The 16,725-nt window shown below is 59.4% G+C and carries 18 protein-coding genes; 9 read left to right on the top strand and 9 right to left on the bottom strand.

Annotation, left to right across the window (positions count from 1 at the left end):
* The first annotated feature begins 43 nt into the window (after positions 1-43).
* The 4 genes from ACP146_RS14720 (at position 44) to ACP146_RS14705 (ending at position 5,064) form a co-directional block, all read left to right on the top strand.
* Positions 44-1,351: an RsmB/NOP family class I SAM-dependent RNA methyltransferase gene (locus ACP146_RS14720; protein ID WP_422367504.1), complete on the top strand. Its 1,308-nt coding sequence runs from the start codon at positions 44-46 to the stop codon at positions 1,349-1,351.
* Complete coding sequence (locus ACP146_RS14715; protein WP_422367503.1) at positions 1,348-1,890, top strand: GNAT family N-acetyltransferase; 543 nt, start codon at positions 1,348-1,350, stop codon at positions 1,888-1,890. Before ACP146_RS14720 ends, ACP146_RS14715 begins: the two co-directional genes overlap by 4 nt.
* 74 nt (positions 1,891-1,964) lie before the next feature.
* Complete coding sequence (guaA, locus tag ACP146_RS14710) at positions 1,965-3,512, top strand: glutamine-hydrolyzing GMP synthase (protein WP_422367502.1); 1,548 nt, start codon at positions 1,965-1,967, stop codon at positions 3,510-3,512.
* A 295-nt stretch (positions 3,513-3,807) separates the two neighbouring features.
* Positions 3,808-5,064, top strand: a complete 1,257-nt coding sequence (locus ACP146_RS14705; RefSeq protein WP_422367501.1) for a tyrosine-type recombinase/integrase — start codon at positions 3,808-3,810, stop codon at positions 5,062-5,064.
* On the opposite strand, the gene ACP146_RS14700 is transcribed toward ACP146_RS14705, so the two are convergent.
* The 7 genes from ACP146_RS14700 to ACP146_RS14670 form a co-directional block, all read right to left on the bottom strand.
* Positions 5,039-5,365: a helix-turn-helix transcriptional regulator gene (locus tag ACP146_RS14700; protein WP_422367500.1), complete on the bottom strand. Its 327-nt coding sequence runs from the start codon at positions 5,363-5,365 to the stop codon at positions 5,039-5,041. The two genes, ACP146_RS14705 and ACP146_RS14700, sit on opposite strands and share 26 nt — an antisense overlap.
* A gap of 405 nt (positions 5,366-5,770) precedes the next feature.
* Positions 5,771-6,520: a transmembrane anchor protein gene (locus ACP146_RS14695; protein WP_422367499.1), complete on the bottom strand. Its 750-nt coding sequence runs from the start codon at positions 6,518-6,520 to the stop codon at positions 5,771-5,773.
* 19 nt (positions 6,521-6,539) lie between these two features.
* The gene (locus ACP146_RS14690) at positions 6,540-7,271 is read right to left on the bottom strand and encodes a HupE/UreJ family protein (RefSeq protein ID WP_422367498.1); all 732 of its coding nucleotides are present in this window, start codon (positions 7,269-7,271) and stop codon (positions 6,540-6,542) included.
* Between the two features lie 61 nt (positions 7,272-7,332).
* The gene (locus ACP146_RS14685) at positions 7,333-7,719 is read right to left on the bottom strand and encodes a hypothetical protein (protein WP_422367497.1); all 387 of its coding nucleotides are present in this window, start codon (positions 7,717-7,719) and stop codon (positions 7,333-7,335) included.
* Positions 7,720-8,108: 389 nt separating this feature from the next.
* Positions 8,109-9,089: a zinc-binding alcohol dehydrogenase family protein gene (locus tag ACP146_RS14680; protein WP_422367496.1), complete on the bottom strand. Its 981-nt coding sequence runs from the start codon at positions 9,087-9,089 to the stop codon at positions 8,109-8,111.
* A 5-nt stretch (positions 9,090-9,094) separates the two neighbouring features.
* Positions 9,095-9,496: a DoxX family protein gene (locus ACP146_RS14675; protein WP_422367495.1), complete on the bottom strand. Its 402-nt coding sequence runs from the start codon at positions 9,494-9,496 to the stop codon at positions 9,095-9,097.
* 12 nt (positions 9,497-9,508) lie between these two features.
* Positions 9,509-9,985, bottom strand: coding sequence for a YybH family protein (locus ACP146_RS14670; protein WP_422367494.1), 477 nt, complete (start codon positions 9,983-9,985; stop codon positions 9,509-9,511).
* A 112-nt stretch (positions 9,986-10,097) separates the two neighbouring features.
* Here ACP146_RS14670 and ACP146_RS14665 point away from each other — a divergent pair, with 112 nt between their 5' ends.
* From ACP146_RS14665 to ACP146_RS14650, 4 genes are all read left to right on the top strand, one after another.
* Positions 10,098-11,003 carry a LysR family transcriptional regulator gene (locus ACP146_RS14665; protein WP_422367493.1) on the top strand — a complete coding sequence of 302 codons (906 nt, stop codon included), beginning with the start codon at positions 10,098-10,100 and terminating at the stop codon, positions 11,001-11,003.
* 314 nt (positions 11,004-11,317) lie between these two features.
* Complete coding sequence (locus ACP146_RS14660) at positions 11,318-11,596, top strand: metal-sensing transcriptional repressor (RefSeq protein ID WP_422369656.1); 279 nt, start codon at positions 11,318-11,320, stop codon at positions 11,594-11,596.
* 247 nt (positions 11,597-11,843) lie between these two features.
* Complete coding sequence (locus ACP146_RS14655; RefSeq protein ID WP_422367492.1) at positions 11,844-12,623, top strand: hypothetical protein; 780 nt, start codon at positions 11,844-11,846, stop codon at positions 12,621-12,623.
* A 28-nt stretch (positions 12,624-12,651) separates the two neighbouring features.
* Positions 12,652-13,947: an N-acetylmuramoyl-L-alanine amidase gene (locus ACP146_RS14650; RefSeq protein ID WP_422367491.1), complete on the top strand. Its 1,296-nt coding sequence runs from the start codon at positions 12,652-12,654 to the stop codon at positions 13,945-13,947.
* 111 nt (positions 13,948-14,058) lie between these two features.
* Here the strand turns inward: ACP146_RS14650 and ACP146_RS14645 are convergent, their stop codons facing one another.
* Together ACP146_RS14645 and ACP146_RS14640 are read right to left on the bottom strand one after the other, a co-directional pair.
* Positions 14,059-14,772 (bottom strand): hypothetical protein, encoded by a 714-nt coding sequence (locus ACP146_RS14645; RefSeq protein WP_422367490.1) that lies wholly within the window; start codon positions 14,770-14,772, stop codon positions 14,059-14,061.
* Positions 14,773-14,900: 128 nt separating this feature from the next.
* Positions 14,901-15,731 (bottom strand): hypothetical protein, encoded by an 831-nt coding sequence (locus ACP146_RS14640; RefSeq protein WP_422367489.1) that lies wholly within the window; start codon positions 15,729-15,731, stop codon positions 14,901-14,903.
* Positions 15,732-16,465: 734 nt separating this feature from the next.
* On the opposite strand from ACP146_RS14640, the gene ACP146_RS14635 reads away from it, so the two are divergent.
* Positions 16,466-16,723 (top strand): metal-sensing transcriptional repressor, encoded by a 258-nt coding sequence (locus ACP146_RS14635; RefSeq protein ID WP_422367488.1) that lies wholly within the window; start codon positions 16,466-16,468, stop codon positions 16,721-16,723.
* Positions 16,724-16,725: the final 2 nt, after the last annotated feature.

Genomic DNA, 16,725 nt, shown 5'->3' with positions numbered 1-16,725 from the left:
CAAGACCCGGATTGCGCCCTGAGACGGTGAAGGCAGACGCCCGATGACGCCGGCGGCACGCATCCAGGCGGTCATCGAAATTCTGGCTGATGTGTATACCTCCGCACGGCTGGCCGAGCAGATGCTTGCGGACCACTACCGCAAGCGCCGCTATATCGGGTCCAAGGACCGCCGGGCCGTCAGCGCCTTGACCTACGATGTCATCCGTCATCGCGCACGGCTCTGCTGGCACCTCGAACACGCCGGCCTCACGCCACCCTGGGGCCGTCTGGAGACTCTGGCTTTCCTGCTGCTTTCCGGGCGCGAGTCCTTGCCGTCCCTCGAAGGCCTTTGTGCTGAAGGCAGCTACGGCCCCGGCGAGTTGGCGGCGGCTGAGGTGTCGGTTCTTCGAAACCTTGAGGGCCGAGAACTGTCGGAGGAAAGCCAACCCACGGCGGTGCGCCGGGAAATGCCCGCCTGGCTACTGCCGAGTTTCGAGCGGGCCTTTGGGGCCGATCTGACCGACGAGCTGGATGCGCTTCTCCTGGAGGCGCCGCTGGATTTGCGTTGCAACACGCTGAAGACCAACCGTGCCGAGGCTCAGGTCGCCCTGGCGGGGGAGGGGATTGCGGCGGAGCCCACGGACCTTTCGCCGCTCGGCCTGCGCCTTGCCGAGAGGCGGGCGGTCCGCGCGACCCGAAGCTACACCAATGGGCTGGTGGAGATTCAGGACGAGGGCTCCCAGCTCGCCGCCCTGCTTTGCGATGCCCGGCCCGGCATGATCGTGGCCGATGTCTGTGCCGGCGGCGGCGGCAAGACCCTGGCGCTGGCGGCGGCCATGGAGGGCAAGGGCAGGTTGCTGGCTGCCGACGTCGACCCGCGCCGCCTCGACCGCGCCGCAGGACGGTTGCGGCGGGCCGGCGCTGACTTCGTGGAGCGTCTGCCGCTGGCCGATCTGCTGCAGGCGGAAGACCTGACCAAAGGCTGCGACCGGGTGCTGGTGGACGCCCCCTGTTCGGGCAGCGGGGCCTGGCGGCGCCAGCCCGATGCGCGCTGGCGCTTGACCGAGGCGGACCTGGCGCGCTATCGGGCTGCCCAGCAGGAGGCCTTGTCGGCAGCGGCGGCCCTGGTTCGGCCCGGCGGCCGCTTGGTCTACGTTACCTGCTCCCTGCTGCCGGAAGAAAATGAGGACCAGGTGCAGATGTTCCTTCAACAGCGGCCAGACTTTACCGCGCATCCCGTGGCGGAGGTTTGGGCATCGGTGATCGGTCAGAGCTGCCCGGTTGCTTCGCCGTTTTTGGCCCTTACACCGGCCCGGCACGGGACCGACGGGTTCTTCGTCGCCGTCCTCGACCGCAGGGAGGCCGCATGACCGAGATCGCCGTTATCCGCCCCGCCTTGACCCGCGACGCCGACGGGATCGCCCGGGTGCATGTCGAGACCTGGCAGAGCGCCTATGCCGGCCTGGTGCCGAACGACTATCTGGCGCGCATGACCGTCGGCCGTTCCTCTGCCCAGTGGCACCGCGCTGCCGCCCAGGCGACCAAGGGCAGCGACCTGGTGGTGGCCGAGATCGACGAGGAGGTCGTCGGCTTCGTCTCCTTCGGGCCGTCGCGCAGCAAGCACCTGCCCTACAGCGGCGAGGTCTTTGCCCTCTACATCACCGTGGATTGGCAGGGCCAGGGCCTCGGCCGCCGTCTTCTGGCGACGGCTTTCGAAGCCCTGGCGAACGAGAAACACCGCGGCGCCTTCGTCTGGGTGCTGGCGGAAAACCCCTCGCGTTTTTTCTATCAGGCCATGGGCGGCGAACCGGCCGGTGAGCGGATGGAGAAGTTCGCCGGTGTCGATTTGGAAGAACGGGCCTATGGATGGCCCGACCTGGAATCCTGGCTGGCGCAGAGTGGCTCCTAGTCCGCACCCGCTGGCTTGTTGACGTCTTTACTTTCGCGGGCCGGGAAGCGCCCGCATAGATTGGAAGCGACCGCATGACCGACCGTATCCTTATTCTCGATTTCGGATCCCAGGTGACCCAGCTCATCGCCCGCCGGGTGCGGGAGAGCGGGGTCTACTGCGAAATCTTTCCCTTCAACACCGACCCGCAGCGGGTCACCGACTTCGCACCCCGGGCGATCATCCTCTCCGGCGGCCCGGCCTCGGTCACCGGCAGCGACACGCCGCGCGCGCCGCAGCAGGTCTTCGATCTCGGCGTGCCGATCCTCGGTATCTGCTATGGTCAGCAGACTCTCTGCGCCCAGTTGGGCGGCGAGGTCGAAAGCTCCGACCATCAGGAATTCGGCAAGGCCTTTGTCGAGATGCGGGCCGACTGCAGCCTGACCGAGGGCATTTGGGCGACGGGCGAGCGCCATCAGGTCTGGATGAGCCACGGCGACCGGGTTGTCCGCCTGCCCGAGGGTTTCGAGGTCTATGGCACCTCCGAGGGGGCGCCCTTTGCGGTGGTCGCAGACGAAGCACGCAAGATCTACGCGGTTCAGTTCCATCCCGAGGTCATGCATACGCCCGACGGCGCCAAGCTGCTGGCGAACTTCACCCACAAGGTGGCGGGCTGCAGCGGCGACTGGACCATGGCGGCTTTCCGCCAGCAGGCGATCGAGGCGATCCGCCAGCAGGTCGGCGATGCCCGGGTGATCTGCGGCCTTTCCGGCGGCGTCGATTCCTCCGTCGCCGCGGTACTGATCCACGAGGCCATCGGCGCCCAGCTCACCTGCATCTTCGTCGATCACGGCCTGCTGCGGCTGAACGAGGCCGAACAGGTGGTCGAGGTCTTCCGCAACCACTACAACATTCCCCTGGTGCACCGTGACGCCAGCGACCTCTTCCTCGGCAAACTGGCCGGGGTCGAGGATCCGGAGCAGAAGCGCAAGATCATCGGCGGCACCTTCATCGACGTCTTCGAGGAGGAGGCGGCCAAGATCGGCGGCGCCGACTTCCTGGCCCAGGGCACGCTCTATCCCGACGTCATCGAGTCCGTCTCCTTCACCGGCGGGCCCAGCGTGACCATCAAGTCGCACCACAACGTCGGCGGCCTGCCGGAGCGCATGGACATGCAACTGGTGGAGCCCCTGCGCGAACTCTTCAAGGACGAGGTGCGTGACCTGGGCCGAGAACTGGGCCTGCCCGAGACCCTGGTCGGCCGCCACCCGTTTCCCGGGCCGGGCCTCGCGATCCGCATTCCAGGCGCGGTCACCAGCGCGCAGGCGGATATCCTGCGCAAGGCCGATGCGGTCTACCTGGACGCCATCCGCAAGGCCGGCCTCTACGACGCCATCTGGCAGGCCTTCGCCGTGCTGCTGCCGGTGAAAACCGTGGGGGTGATGGGCGACGCCCGCTCCTACGACTACGTCTGCGCCCTCCGCGCCGTCACCTCGACCGACGGCATGACGGCGGAGAGTTATCCCTTCGACCACGAGTTCCTGGCCGCCGTTGCGACCCGCATCATCAACGAGGTGCGCGGCATCAACCGGGTGGTCTACGACGTCACCTCGAAGCCGCCAGGGACGATTGAGTGGGAATGATCCACATTGTTTCCAAGCCTATCGCGAGCTATCGGTAAATCCATATAACTCTCTGATAAAAAATACTTTTCCCTCATCATGTATCGTAATCCATCGCGGGCTAGCGGTTCGTTCTGACGGTATGTTTGTCGGTATCATTAGAGCTTGTTCCTGAAGCTGATCGTGAGTACCGTCATGGGAAATCACCCCGGTGACGGTATTTTTCTTTGAATAAGGCACTGAGTTAAAATGGAAAAATGCTGCAGCAGAGTTCAAAACCGGGGTGACGGTATTTTTGTCTACCGGAGACGCCGCCATGCTGACGGACACTGCGCTTAAACAACTGAAGCCAAAAGAAAAAGCGTACAAAGTCGCTGACCGAGATGGAATGTATGTGCATGTCGCCAAATCAGGGACGGTCACCTTCCGGTATGATTACCGTCTCAACAAGCGGCGTGAAACGCTGGTCATAGGAAAATACGGGCGTTCCGGGCTTACGCTCGCCGGCGCGCGGGAGAAGTGCCTCGAAGCGCGCCGCCTCGTCGCTGACGGTATTTCACCAGCGCAAGAGAAACAGCGGCGGAAGCAGCGGATCCGGGAGGCCCAAAGCATTGGCGAGTTCGGCAAGCGGTGGCTCGATGGAGCCCCAATGGCCGACAGCACGCGGGCGATGCGGAAGTCTATTTTTGACCGCGACATTCTGCCGGCGCTTGGAAAGCGATTGTTAGTCGAGGTGGGGCCGGACGATCTGCGTCAGCTCTGCAAGACGGTGAAGGATCGCGGTGCGCCGGCGACGGCCATCCATGTCCGGGACATCATCAAACAGATCTATGGGTTTGCGATCCTGCACGGTGAGAAAATCGCGAACCCGGCCGATGAAGTCGGACCATCTTCGATCGCCATATTCAAGCCCAAGGACCGATCCCTGTCGCCGACCGAGATACGGGTCATGCTGAAGATGCTGGAGCATGTACCGACACTGCCGACCATCCGCCTGGGCATGCGGCTGTTTCTCCTGACCATGGTGCGCAAAAGCGAGTTGCAGGATGCGATCTGGGACGAGGTCGATTTCGAAAATGCCGTCTGGACCATTCCGAAAGAACGGATGAAGCGTTCCAAGGCTCACAATGTCTATCTCTCCCAACAGGCGCTCGACATCCTGATCGCCTTGAAAACCTGCTCCGGCGACTCTCGCTATCTGCTGCCGTCCCGTTACGATTCCGATGCGCCCATGTCGCGAGCCACATTCAATAGGATCACCTACGCCGTCGTAGAGCGGGCGCGGAAGGAGGAGCTTCCTCTGGAGCCGTTTACGGTTCATGACCTGCGGCGGACCGGGTCAACCTTGCTCAACGAGCTTGGCTTCAATCGCGACTGGATTGAGAAGTGCCTTGCGCATGAGGACAGCCGCTCCTCGCGCGGCGTCTACAACAAGGCGGAATACGAAGTGCAACGCCGCCATATGCTGCAAGAGTGGGCCGACATGATTGACGCTTGGGTCGATGGTCGCAGTCGCGCGCCGACGCTGTTCCCGTCTTCGATGCAGCTCATCGCGCCTGACGCCCGTCTTTGACAGGACGGCTTTTGCGAAGACGAACGTCGGGTGAGGGGGCGCGCTTCAATAAGTCAGCGTCCGACGCTTTACGGCGCGCCGCGATCCAGGCTTCTACCTCGGCTAAATCCCAAACAACGTATCGCGGCGTCAGGTAAAATCGTCGTGGAAACTCGCCGCGCTGCTCCAGCTCGTAAATTGTCGTATCCGAGAGCGGAACAATTTGGCGAAGTTGGGCTCGCCGGATCGTCCGGCGTATTGCGCTTTTTCCGGCTGGCTCCGATTTCGACGCTCGATTCGGGTGACGAGGAGGTTGTGGCATCGCGAACGCTTTCTTTCGGCGTCAATCGCCTCAAGACTGCGCCTCGTGTGGCGAAAATAAAATTCTCCGCCTTCCAACTATAGCCAACTGTGAGCTGTGGACTTTGCTGAAAGGAGACAAAGGTGGCCGCACTCGGATGTACCTGTAGTCCGAATGGTCATGCAAATTGACACATTCAAGTTCGATATGCGTCCACGGCGGCTCCCCTTCGTGAACACCTATCGAACCCTATGTCAGGCTCCAGATAGTGCTTTCCCGCTGGTGCTGGAAGAAGTTGGAGAGGTTCTGTTCGCGCGAGAAGGTGGTGTTTCCAGCTTTACTGGGTGAGCGGCTTGAGGCAAGCCCACACAAGATTTCCTCACGTACGCCGCGCCAGCCGATTATCGGCTGGCGCGGCGCCGTTTGCTAGGGTGCGATCATGCGGTCATAGGCGCCGCGCGTGCGCAAGGTGAAGGTCACCGGTGCATCCGTGCGGTTGCGCCAGAACCAGCCGTGATTGCCGTCGAAAGCCGCGACAAGCTCTCCTGATTGATCCGGCACGCCGCGTCCCTGTTCGTAAGTGACGCTTTGTCCGCCGCCGTCTCCATGGGTGTCGAAGTTGAGGACCGCGCCGTTGGCCGTCCATTCGAACGCGGCGCGTCCGCCTTCGCTCATCACCAGTTTGACCTCGATGCCCTCGGTAGGCGCCAATGTGTAGCTGACCTCGTCGCGCCACACCGGCGTCGTCTGTTCCGGCGTTGGGGACGCGATGGCAGCCGCGGCAGGCGGCGTCAGCGCTTCGGGTGCGGAGGTTTGAGGCGCCGCGCCGAGCGCCGCAGCGATGGCGGCGACCTGACCTTGCAGCGCATCGAGGCGTGCAAGAAGCGCCGGGTCGGCGGAGACCCGTTCGGCAGCCGCCTGGGCCGCGAGAACGGCGTCTTCATCGGCGGCTTCGGTATACAGTTGTTGCTTGATCTCCCCCATCTGGGTCAGCCCCATCACACGGCCTAGCCCCGTCGAGTCCACGCCATACTCTGACGGCAGCCAGAACAGCACCAGGATCGCCAAGGCGGCGGCTATGGAGCCAAGCGTTGCGCGTATGAGTCCGCGAGATGTCGCTTTGACGCCAAGGATGTGGCCGGCCGCATCTCTGTTTTCAAAAGTTTGGTTGGTCATGTATTGAATCTCCCGCCGCTCACGCAGCTACAAAATAGCCGGTGATCTGAAGGCCCATGAGGGCGAACCCGGCGGTCATCATGAGGACGTTCACGGCGTAGGCCTGACGAACGAAGGAAGCGGTGGCGCGCCAGTAGGTCATCACGACGAGGATCGCCGCGAGCGCGACAAGCTGGCCCACCTCGACCCCCACATTGAAGGCGATAAGGTTTGGCCAAAGTCCGTCTGGCGAGATGTTGTAGTTGATGATCCTGGAGGCGAGCCCGAAGCCGTGCAGGAAGCCGAAGACCAGTGTGGCGGCCTTGGTCGAGGGCTGAAAGCCGAACCAGAGGCGGAACGCGCCTAGATTATCCAACGCCTTGTAGACGACGGAAAATCCGATGATGGCGTCGATGATGTAGCTCGAAATGCCGAAGTCGAACGCGACGCCGAGCAGCATCGTGGTCGAATGGCCGATGGCGAACAACGAGACGTAAGTGGCGATCTGCTTGTATCCATAGAGGAAGAAGATCACGCCGAAGAGAAACAAAAGGTGATCGTATCCCGTCACCATGTGCTTGGCGCCGAGGTAGAGGAACGCGATGAAATGAACGCCCGAAACCTCTTGTATATAGCCTTTGTCGCCAAGCGTGACGGCATGGGCGAAGGCTGTCTCGACCCAAACGAGAGAAAGGGCGACAGCGAGCAGAAGTATGGATGCCCGGCGCGCGCCGGACCTTTGACCGCGCGGCGCGGTCGGTAGAAGTATCATGTGATAGTCCTTGTCTGAACAGTCTGATGATGCGCCTGTCAGGCGCGTTTTCGATGCCTGTTCAGACGAATCGCGGCGGGCGCATCAGCCCTTCGAGCGTGAGATGTCGGAAGACGTCGCTCAATGCGTATTCGCTTTTTTCGGGAGGCGGTTTGGACGGATTCTCCGGTTGGTAGACCAATGCGTGAAGCGGGTGGTCGTGGTCCGCCGGGTTGTGTCCGTCAAACGGATCGTCGTGGACGTCGCGCTCGGTATCTTCGTCGGTGTGTCCGTGGTCATGACCGTGCTTGGCGATCTCCATTGATATCGCGGCGGCGGCCGCATGCGCACCGGGACCATGGGCTAGGATGACGATAAGCGGCGCAACGATCAGCGCAAAGGTGGTCGTCAGCACGATGAGATTGCGCGCCGCATGCCAGATCCTGCGATGGCGCGACGTCTCGCCCATGCTGCCTTCTCTTCCGGTTGCCATATACCCTAGGGGGATCATTAGTCTTTATGACAGAATCACAGCGGCACGCAACCCATCACGGTGTTTTTGAGCGGCCGAAACGCGCGAATAGCCTGATTTAAAGACCGTCGTCTTGATCTGCCGTCTTATGGGCGCTGGGGCTGCTGGCCTGGGAACTGGCTGGCGCTGACGGCAGCCAAGTGCTTGGGGACGGCGCTGGCAATCAAGATGGCCGCCTATGTGACGCTGTTGCGACTCGTCTATGATCTGGACAGTCTTTTGTCGCTCATACCTGCACCGGCGCTGCTTGCGCTGTCCTTGATGTGAATGTGTGACTTTATTCGGCCTATTGAGGATTGAAGTCACCGACGCAGAAGCTGCTTGTCCTAAGTCAGAACCACGATTTTTCCCCCGGCGCGGTTCTCTTCCATGCAGCGATGGGCGAGAGCGATGTCCTCAAGGGTGAAGACCTCTCCAATCTGTATATGGAGCGCGCCGTCGGTTATCTGATCGGCGAGTTCTTGCAGCGGGGTGGCTATGAAATCTTCCGACTCGCCGGCATAGGTGGTGAGCGACACCGCGGTCGGGATGGCTTCCATGGGGCTGAAACTGTCGAACGACCATTTGTCGCCAACCATACCGGTCATGCAGACGATACCTTTTGGCTTCGCGCATCTCAGCGAATCCTTGAACGTCATTGCGCCAATCAGTTCCAGAACCTTGTCAGCGCCGCCTGGACAGACTTTGCGCACCTGATCGGCTATCTCGCCGACATCAATGAAGACTTGATCGGCGCCGGCCTCGCGTAGGAGCTTCTCGCGCGCCGGCTTTCGAGTCGTCGACGCGACTGTGGCGCCGTGCTTCTTGGCGATGGCCGCCGCCGCGAGTCCCACAGATGTCGTCCCACCGCGGATTAGGAGGCGTTCGCCGGCTTCAAGTCTTAGAGACTTGAAAAGGGACCCCCACGCCGTTTGCAGCATTTCGGGAATGGCGCCGAGCGTCTTCCAATCGAGATCGGTTTGAAGCGCCTGAACCTGACAGGCCGGAACGCATGTAAACTCGGCATAGCCGCCGTCGAAGGTGCGGCCCATGCCGCCCATGGCGGTGGCTACCGTGGCGCCCACTTCGAATTCGCCGCCGGGAGCGCTTTCGACACGTCCGACGGCTTCGATCCCAAGGATTCGCGGAAAGCTGACATTTGGCGAATGTCCTTGCCGGGTGAAGAGTTCGGACCGGTTCAGGCCGAACGCTTTGACGCGAATGAGAACCTCTCCGCTCTTCGCTTCGGGTATCGGACGTTCCTCGATCTTGAGAACCTCCGGACCCCCCGCTTCGTAAATCACCGCCGCCTGCATTGTATTCGTCATTTCCGTCAGACTCCCTTGCAGGCAGCACGCCAGCCGTCAAGGCTGAGGCCGGGCGCGCCCGTTTTGGCGAGCAGCAGGAAGCCGCCCGTCATTGCGAGGTTCTTCAGAAACATCACCATCTGGATTTGATCATCGAAGGCGCGATGGAAGATTAGGGCGGTCAGCAGACAAAACCCGGAAAGGGCAAGCGCGACATAGCGGGCGCCAAAACCGATGAGCAGCAGAAGGCCCGCACCGATTTCGAACGCAATTGTTGGTATAAGGAGCGCGGCGGGTAAGCCAAATGCTGTCATGTAGCCTTGCGTCGCTTCGAAGGCGCCGATCTTGCTATATCCCGACAGTATAAAAATCAGCGCCATTAGCGCACGCGCCGGCGCATCCGCATATTTGAGGAGAGTGTCGAACATTTGCGGGCGACCCTACTGACGCGTCGGATTTGTGGTGGAGAAGCTATAGCGGGCGATTTTCCAGTCGCCATCGATCTTCTGGAATATGAAGAGCTTCTGGTTAGCCTCCGGGCTCTCGGCGCCGGTGGCTGCAATTCTGACCGTGCCGGCTGAGTTCGTCCGGGCGAACGCCCAATTCGAAGCGATCGGCTCGATCTCGGCGATGTCAAATGTGATGCTGAGCGTGATCGCTTCGAAAACGGCTTGGTAAGCCGCTCGCACTTCTCCGGCGCCGATGCTGGAGGGGCTGTGTTGAGGCATGAATACGCCGTCCTGAGCGTAAAGCCTCATGACACCATCGACATCGGAAGCGTTCAGGGCTGTTTCGTAGTTTGACAACACCTGCTCGATTGCGGCGCGTGCATCAGGGGCCGGTCCGCTCGCGCACGCGACGAGCGCAACGCCAAATCCCGCCAGCGCGGCGGTTTTCCGTATTAAACTCAATGTCATCAGCCTGCCTTTCCTCCCTCTCAATCCAATTTGATCTTGATATCGAGTCGTGCATTTCTTGATTAGGTGATAAAGTCGGAAATTTAATTTCCAAATATGGGAAGGTACTGCAATGTCCGATCTCAACGCCCTGGTGATCTTCGCCAAAGTCGTCGAGGCGGGCAGTTTCTCTGAGGCGGCGCGCCGGATTGCCATGCCGATTTCAACCGTCAGTCGGCGCATCGCGGAGTTGGAGGATCAGCTCGGCGTCCGGCTTTTGGAACGGTCGACGCGCAGTCTTCGCCTGACCGATGTCGGTTCGGAAGTGCTCGAACAGGCGCAGCGTAGCGTAGAGGTCAGCGATGCCGTGAAGAGCATCGTTTCCAACCAACTTTCAGACGTCTACGGATTATTACGCCTGTCGGCGCCGCCAAGCATTTCCGACTCCGTTTTGACGCCGATCGTCACCGCCTTCCAGGCGTCCTATCCGAATGTACGAGCGCAGATTCTGGTTACAGACAGGCGGGTCGACCATCTGTCGGAAGGCGTGGATGTCGTCTTCCGAATCGGTGAGCAAAAGGATTCGGCGTTGATCTCACGGCGCGTTCTGCAATACCGCCACCGACTTGTCGCCAGCCCCGACTATATCGCCAATTGCAACCCGATCAGGAAGCCGAAAGACCTGTTGGAACATAAGCTGTTCGCGTTTTCGTTTTGGCGACCACAACACTCTTGGACGTTTGTGAATGGCGGCAAGAACGAGACAATCACGTTCGAGCCGTCCTTGTCGATGAACGATTTTGCAGGGTTGGCGGCGGCGCTTGTCGCTGGTTCAGGGATTGGGGACTTGCCGCCAATCGTCCTGCCTCATCTGGTGAGAGACGGACAGCTCGTCGAAGTGATGCCCAAATGGCGGTTCCAGACGATGGACCTCAATCTCGTTCACATGGGTAACCGACATGTGCCGCGGGTCGTACGTGTCTTTAAGGAGTTCGCTGCGCAAATGGCGCCGCAACTGTTTAACGACTTGCCGACATGATCGGCTTTTATGGGGCATGGTGTAAAGGCGTGCTGAAACGATGTGATAGTCTAGGCAGTTCTCTTGTCAGGCCAAAAGCGTCACCATCAAAGGGGCACGTCTGGTCGCAACAATAGTGTGTTCATATCGCACAGTCGGTGGTTTTTCGTCGCGGCGGGCGCATGCACCGAACGAGAAGAGCGCGCGCAGCCTAGCCGGCCGGTAGGTGAGCGTCATCGCAATTGTCATCGCGCTGGCAGCGAAAACGCGAAAAGCTTGAGTCTTATCATTCAGTGGTATTTAATATCCCCCCTAGGGGATGGGAGCCTTACATGATGCTGGACACCCGTGTTCACCCAAGGCACCTGGATATCGTTAAGCGGCTCAGACGTGCCGGGGGTCATCTGCGCCGCATAATCGAGATGATCGAGGACGAACGGCCGTGCATGGACATTGCCCAGCAGATTCATGCGGTTGAAAAGGCGCTGGTACAGGCGAAAAGGACGCTGATTCAGGACCATATCGTCAACTGCCTGGAAGATGCCGCTGATGGCCTTTCGCGAGAGCGGCGACGCTCGCTCAAGGAGTTCAAAGCTATCGCCAAATATCTTTGAATCGTTCAAGGAGACGGACATGCTCTCCGTACTCACAAACCGGACCTATGGCGCCTGGTTTCTTGGTCAAGTTATCGCTCTTGCGGGCATCGTCTTGTCCACGATGAGCGCCATCGACATGAGCGCGAGGACTGGGAGGGGTCGGAGCTGCATCGGCATAGGCACTGGCATGCGCCGGATAAACACAGACACGCTTACTTTATCGACTTACACGATCCAGCGTAGCCGTAAGGGATCGGATCGAGTCATGACCGCGAGGCATATGTCAAAACTAGCAGTTCGCATAGCGCCCCTGATCGTGGTTTTGTTGTCGGTGTCCCTGGCACCTGCGCGGGGCGAGGACGGCGCCCGTCTTCCTGGTGACCCTCGTCTCTCTGTTACCATCGCAAACGGGGCATGGGTGCAGGCGGTTATGGCAGCATGTCGGGGCGATGCGTCAGAGTCTGACGATCTAATTCAGGCTTACGATGACTGGTGGGAGCGCAACAAAGCGATCCGGGAGACCGTACAACGGTTGGAGTCTGGTCCTGACACGGAACAAGTTGCCAAAGCCCGCGGTATCTTCGAACGCCTGAAATCCAGAACTGAAGTGAGCTTTTTTGAAATACGCGAGAACTATCCGGAAGAGTTTGCGTGGGAATGCGGTATGTTCGCCGTGGAACTGGCGGAAGGCGAATGGGACTACCCAGATGAGTCTGGATTCTACGCCATATTGGTACATGGTGCATGGGTTCAGGCGGTCACGGTTGCATGCCGGGACGATGCACCGGAGATATCTGGCCATCTGATCCAGGCTTACGACGAATGGTGGGAGCGCAACACGGCGATCCGAGAGACTCTTCAATGGCTGAAGTCTGGACCTTACACGGATCAAGCCATCAAGGCCCGCGACATATTCGAGCGTATGCATTTCAGGGCCGAAGAAGCTTTCTTTGAGATACATGAGACAGACCGGGAGGATTATGCACGGGAGTGCGATGTCTTCACCAAGGAGTTGGCCAAAGGTGAATGGGATTTCTTGGGGTAGAGCGCTTGTCCCGGTGAATCGGAACTCAATGTCAGGCACGCCCGCAGCGCAACCAGAAGCCGAGACACTTGTCAGGGTAGAGAGAGCAGACCGAGCACTTGATAGCTTCTATTACTTAGACCGGGATCACCTGAACTTGGTATGCACGTTGTTGCAAGTTCTTGTGCCAACTATCTTCCTGGTTCTTATCGCCGGTTCCGCAGCGGCGACGCCGATTGTCTCGGAACTGCGGATCGGCCAGCATCCTGATAAAATGCGCCTTGTCCTTGAGTTATCCGAGGAGCCGACCTATCGCGTGTTCACACTGCCGGACCCTTACCGCGTGGTGATCGATCTCCCGGACCTCGACTGGCGGCCTTCAGCAGCGCCGAAGGTGCCAACAGGCGTCATCAGAGACTTACGGTTCGGTCTCTTTGCACCGGGCAGGAGCAGAGTCGTCCTCGACGCAGATGCGCCGGTTCGTCTTTCTGGGGTCTTCGTGCTGCCGCCGGTCGATGGCCACGCGTATCGGTTGGTCGTCGACATCAAAGAAGTTTCCCGACAAGCCTATGCAAACGTCGGCCGCCAGGTCATGGAGTCGAAACGCCCTCTTCCGAAAGCGAGCACCGCTAAGCGGGCTCCGACCAAGACGGACGAGCGCATTACCGTAGTTGTCGATGCGGGTCACGGCGGGATTGACCCTGGAGCGATCGGAGCCTCACGGGTCTATGAGAAGAAAATCACGCTGACTTACGCTCAGGCGTTGAAACATCGGCTCGAGGCAACGGGAAGGTATCGAGTCCTCCTGACGCGTGACAGCGATGTCTTCGTCAAGCTAGATGACCGCTGGCGCTTCGCACGGGAGGCTGGCGCCGGTCTCTTTCTGTCCTTGCATGCCGACTCCCATCACAGTCGCAACATTCGCGGGGCGTCTGTTTTCACCTTGTCAAGCGAGGCATCGGACGAAGTCGCCGCCGCATTGGCCGAAAGTGCGAACAAAGCGGATCTGGTTGCTGGTGTGGATCTATCGCAGCACAGCGACGACGTCTCGAATATCCTGTTGGACCTCACAAGGCGAGAGACCCAAAACCTCTCCGTTCGCTATGCATCGATGTTGGTCGAGAGTCTGGGCAAGGAAACAAAGTTGCTAAGGAATCCACACCGATCCGCGGGCTTTGTTGTCCTCAAGGCGCACGATGTCCCTTCGGTGCTTGTCGAAATCGGGTTTCTCTCCAACCCCGACGATGAAAAGCGCCTGCGCTCGAAACCGCACCGTCGCCTCCTAACGAGTGCCATTGCACGGTCGATTGAGCATTACTTCCAGTGGCAGCAGGCGTTGCGTTGAAAAAGAGTTCTTCAGTGACAGTGCGCGCGTAGCATGATTGACTTATTGGTCTATGCAGGCTTGTTTCTTGCGACGCTCGTTGGCGGCAAGATCCGTGAAATGCCGCCTGGTTCATGTTCGCAGATCATCGAGCCAAGCATTGAGGGCGAGGTTGAATGCTCGCGTGCGAGCCCGGTCAGGCCAAGGAACTCCAAGTAGGTCATAAGCACTTATCCCTGATGGCAGTGCTTCTTTGTACACAATTCTAATGTTCCCGCGTGTAACTGGTTGCGTTGGTGAGAACCCGTCCCACCTTGCGGAAACGGGAAACCCAGCTGCCGAAAGAGCAGAGTCCCAGGTCGCATCAACGATAGCGGCGCGATCCTCCAGTATGAGCTCGACGGTATCGTGGACCCCTCTGGTTTCTGCCAGGATGTTGAGGATTTCCAGTGGAATCGGTAAGTCAGCCCAGTCGAAACCGATCTTCACATGCCGCACGCGGATGCCGATCCCGGCAAAGAGCCGCATCTGTGCGTAGGTCTTGTGCCGACAGTCACCCCGTCCGACTGTGAATAAACTGTCCGGATCTCCCGTCCAGGGGAGAAGCCGGTATGGAGCACTTTGGACGAGATGAAAGGCTATAATCCGTTGTACCTCAGGATCAAGGTCGGCAAGCTGTGATACAACCCAGTCAACCGGGACGGGCAGATTTGCCGAACGGCGGCCCGCCATGCCGGAAGCGATCCGCTGGACAATGGCGCGCGTGCCATTTTGCGCGTTGGACGGCCGTGCAACGGAGCCGATAACCATTGCACACCCCGCCCCAAGAAATTGACGTCTGTTCATTTCGATAGCTCCTAAAGCCCGAAAATAAAGCAGAGTTCGAGCTTTGCAGCCCGATATCCCAACCACCGACTTACTGGTGGCCGTCGGCTATCCCACGATTTTCAGGCCATGGTTTTCCGCAAGTCTTCTCAACCACCGGCGACGTCCATCTTGCGGAAGGCCACAATGGTACCATTCATTCCGCCGAGATGCCTGCGTTTCTCGATCGCCATGTTCAGGGTTCGCGCGGCTTGTGCCACAGCCTCATTCAATGCTTCGTCGTAGTTGTAGATAAGTATGCCCTCGCTCTTGAGCAGCTGTGCTGCCCCCTCAAGGAAGCGTTTTTGATCCGGTTCGAAATATGCGGCCGCTTGCGAATAGATGACGTCGACGCTTCTCGCGGATAGTTCTCTCGGTTCCAATGCCACAAGCGTTGCAGCCGTAATGTAGGGGTGTTCGCGCACACCTTCGGGAAGGCAATGCGGGTCATGCCAGCGGGTCACATTGGTGAAGTGAAGTGTGACGCTCTTGGCGAGATGTTCGCTGTAGTGATTAGCCAGTGCCGCTAAGCCCTGCGGTTTGGCTGCAGCGGTATCATTGCCAAAACCCGCCCAACCAGCGCCAATCTCCAGAAAAACCAAATGCCCCTGCTGTCGAAGTACTTCCTCAGTCAATTCTATCATGCTGACACCGAGCAAATCCGCTAGGCGAAATGATCCACCGCTCGAAGTCCATGAGCCGCTATGGAGAAGGGAAGTTAGGGCGCGATACCAGGAGCCTGTCTCCAGATGCATTGTCCGGAGATAGGCAAACAGCTTTCGGCGTGGTGGAACCGGGACGTTGGGGCGGAGTTTTTGGGCCTGAAGATCGCGTTTGACGGAAAGTCGGATAGCCCGCTTTGTTTCCGGCCCCGGAACAATGGAAAGGGATTCGAAGGTGCGCGCGATTTCGCGCCGCGCATGGGCAGCTTTTTTGAACATGATGGATATCTCCAAAGCGATGAGTCAGACAGCGCGGCGAAGCGCGTCAGTCGAGATGCCGCGGAGCGGCCTTGGACTTCAGCTCGCTATGGGAGGGCGAAAAGGTGCAGGTGGAATGCGGTCGGATAGTTGATCAGCGTTTGAAATGAACTTGGTGCTTTGGCCTTCTTGTTGGCTTAGTACAAATTGCTTCAGCAAAAGCGCGTGATGGACGTGATCTTGGGCGTGTGCGCCGCCGCGTTCATGATGGTGCGTCAACGTGCGATGCTGCGAAGTCACGGTCGTCGCTGCCCGCGCGTCCGCGGTCGAAGTCGTCACCAACTCGTGAACCGGCGTCGAAATGAGTGTCGCCAAACACAGTATGATTATTAGCAGAGCCCGCGCGGCTCGGCGGCCTTGTATGAGAAATGCTTGGGTCTTTGCTGTCGTGGGCATTGATTCTCAGCAAAATCGAAGCTGTAAGGTCTCTTAAGGTTCGGTGATCCGTGAGTAGTTTCCGCAGGGTCTCAGGTTAAAGGGCACAAAAGTATCGTCGCGCTTGTGCCAGAACCGACCGTGGTTGCTGTTGAGAACGACCTTGAGAGCTCCGGTCAGCTCCCGCATCACAAGTCTGATCTCGACACGTTGCACGTCCAACGTTCGTCCGCTTGGCGCGGCCGGCGAAAAAGTCAATTGGTACTCCGCTGTCTTCTATTCATCTTGCCATATCCCCCTAGGGGGGATATGTAGTATCTATGACAAAATCACCTCTGCACGCAACACATCCCGGTGTCGTCAAGCGATTAAAACGCGCGGACGGCCATCTGCGGCATGTCATCGCCATGATTGAGGAAGACGAAGCTTGCACCGACATTGCGGTGCAGCTTCAGGCCGTGGAGAAAGCGGTGACCGCCGCCAAGCGCACGCTCATTCACGACCACATCGACCATTGCATCAACGCCGACGGCGAGGCCGATCTCGCCGACATGAAGGCGCTGGCCAAATTGCTATAGTC

The sequence above is a fragment of the Pelagibius sp. genome, from assembly GCF_965249265.1.
Taxonomy (GTDB): domain Bacteria; phylum Pseudomonadota; class Alphaproteobacteria; order Kiloniellales; family Kiloniellaceae; genus Pelagibius.
This window is presented reverse-complemented; position numbering and strand designations above follow the sequence as displayed.

Bases quoted from the DNA above. Each gene is read 5' to 3' on its own strand.
- ACP146_RS14665 (WP_422367493.1), top strand. From the start codon at position 10,098: ATGTCCGATCTCAACGCCCTGGTGATCTTCGCCAAAGTCGTCGAGGCG.
- guaA (WP_422367502.1), top strand. From the start codon at position 1,965: ATGACCGACCGTATCCTTATTCTCGATTTCGGATCCCAGGTGACCCAG.
- ACP146_RS14660 (WP_422369656.1), top strand. From the start codon at position 11,318: ATGCTGGACACCCGTGTTCACCCAAGGCACCTGGATATCGTTAAGCGG.
- ACP146_RS14650 (WP_422367491.1), top strand. From the start codon at position 12,652: ATGTCAGGCACGCCCGCAGCGCAACCAGAAGCCGAGACACTTGTCAGG.
- ACP146_RS14645 (WP_422367490.1), bottom strand. From the start codon at position 14,772: ATGAACAGACGTCAATTTCTTGGGGCGGGGTGTGCAATGGTTATCGGC.
- ACP146_RS14655 (WP_422367492.1), top strand. From the start codon at position 11,844: ATGACCGCGAGGCATATGTCAAAACTAGCAGTTCGCATAGCGCCCCTG.
- ACP146_RS14680 (WP_422367496.1), bottom strand. From the start codon at position 9,089: ATGACGAATACAATGCAGGCGGCGGTGATTTACGAAGCGGGGGGTCCG.
- ACP146_RS14635 (WP_422367488.1), top strand. From the start codon at position 16,466: ATGACAAAATCACCTCTGCACGCAACACATCCCGGTGTCGTCAAGCGA.
- ACP146_RS14685 (WP_422367497.1), bottom strand. From the start codon at position 7,719: ATGGGCGAGACGTCGCGCCATCGCAGGATCTGGCATGCGGCGCGCAAT.
- ACP146_RS14670 (WP_422367494.1), bottom strand. From the start codon at position 9,985: ATGACATTGAGTTTAATACGGAAAACCGCCGCGCTGGCGGGATTTGGC.
- ACP146_RS14715 (WP_422367503.1), top strand. From the start codon at position 1,348: ATGACCGAGATCGCCGTTATCCGCCCCGCCTTGACCCGCGACGCCGAC.
- ACP146_RS14690 (WP_422367498.1), bottom strand. From the start codon at position 7,271: ATGATACTTCTACCGACCGCGCCGCGCGGTCAAAGGTCCGGCGCGCGC.
- ACP146_RS14695 (WP_422367499.1), bottom strand. From the start codon at position 6,520: ATGACCAACCAAACTTTTGAAAACAGAGATGCGGCCGGCCACATCCTT.
- ACP146_RS14700 (WP_422367500.1), bottom strand. From the start codon at position 5,365: ATGCCACAACCTCCTCGTCACCCGAATCGAGCGTCGAAATCGGAGCCA.
- ACP146_RS14640 (WP_422367489.1), bottom strand. From the start codon at position 15,731: ATGTTCAAAAAAGCTGCCCATGCGCGGCGCGAAATCGCGCGCACCTTC.
- ACP146_RS14705 (WP_422367501.1), top strand. From the start codon at position 3,808: ATGCTGACGGACACTGCGCTTAAACAACTGAAGCCAAAAGAAAAAGCG.
- ACP146_RS14720 (WP_422367504.1), top strand. From the start codon at position 44: ATGACGCCGGCGGCACGCATCCAGGCGGTCATCGAAATTCTGGCTGAT.
- ACP146_RS14675 (WP_422367495.1), bottom strand. From the start codon at position 9,496: ATGTTCGACACTCTCCTCAAATATGCGGATGCGCCGGCGCGTGCGCTA.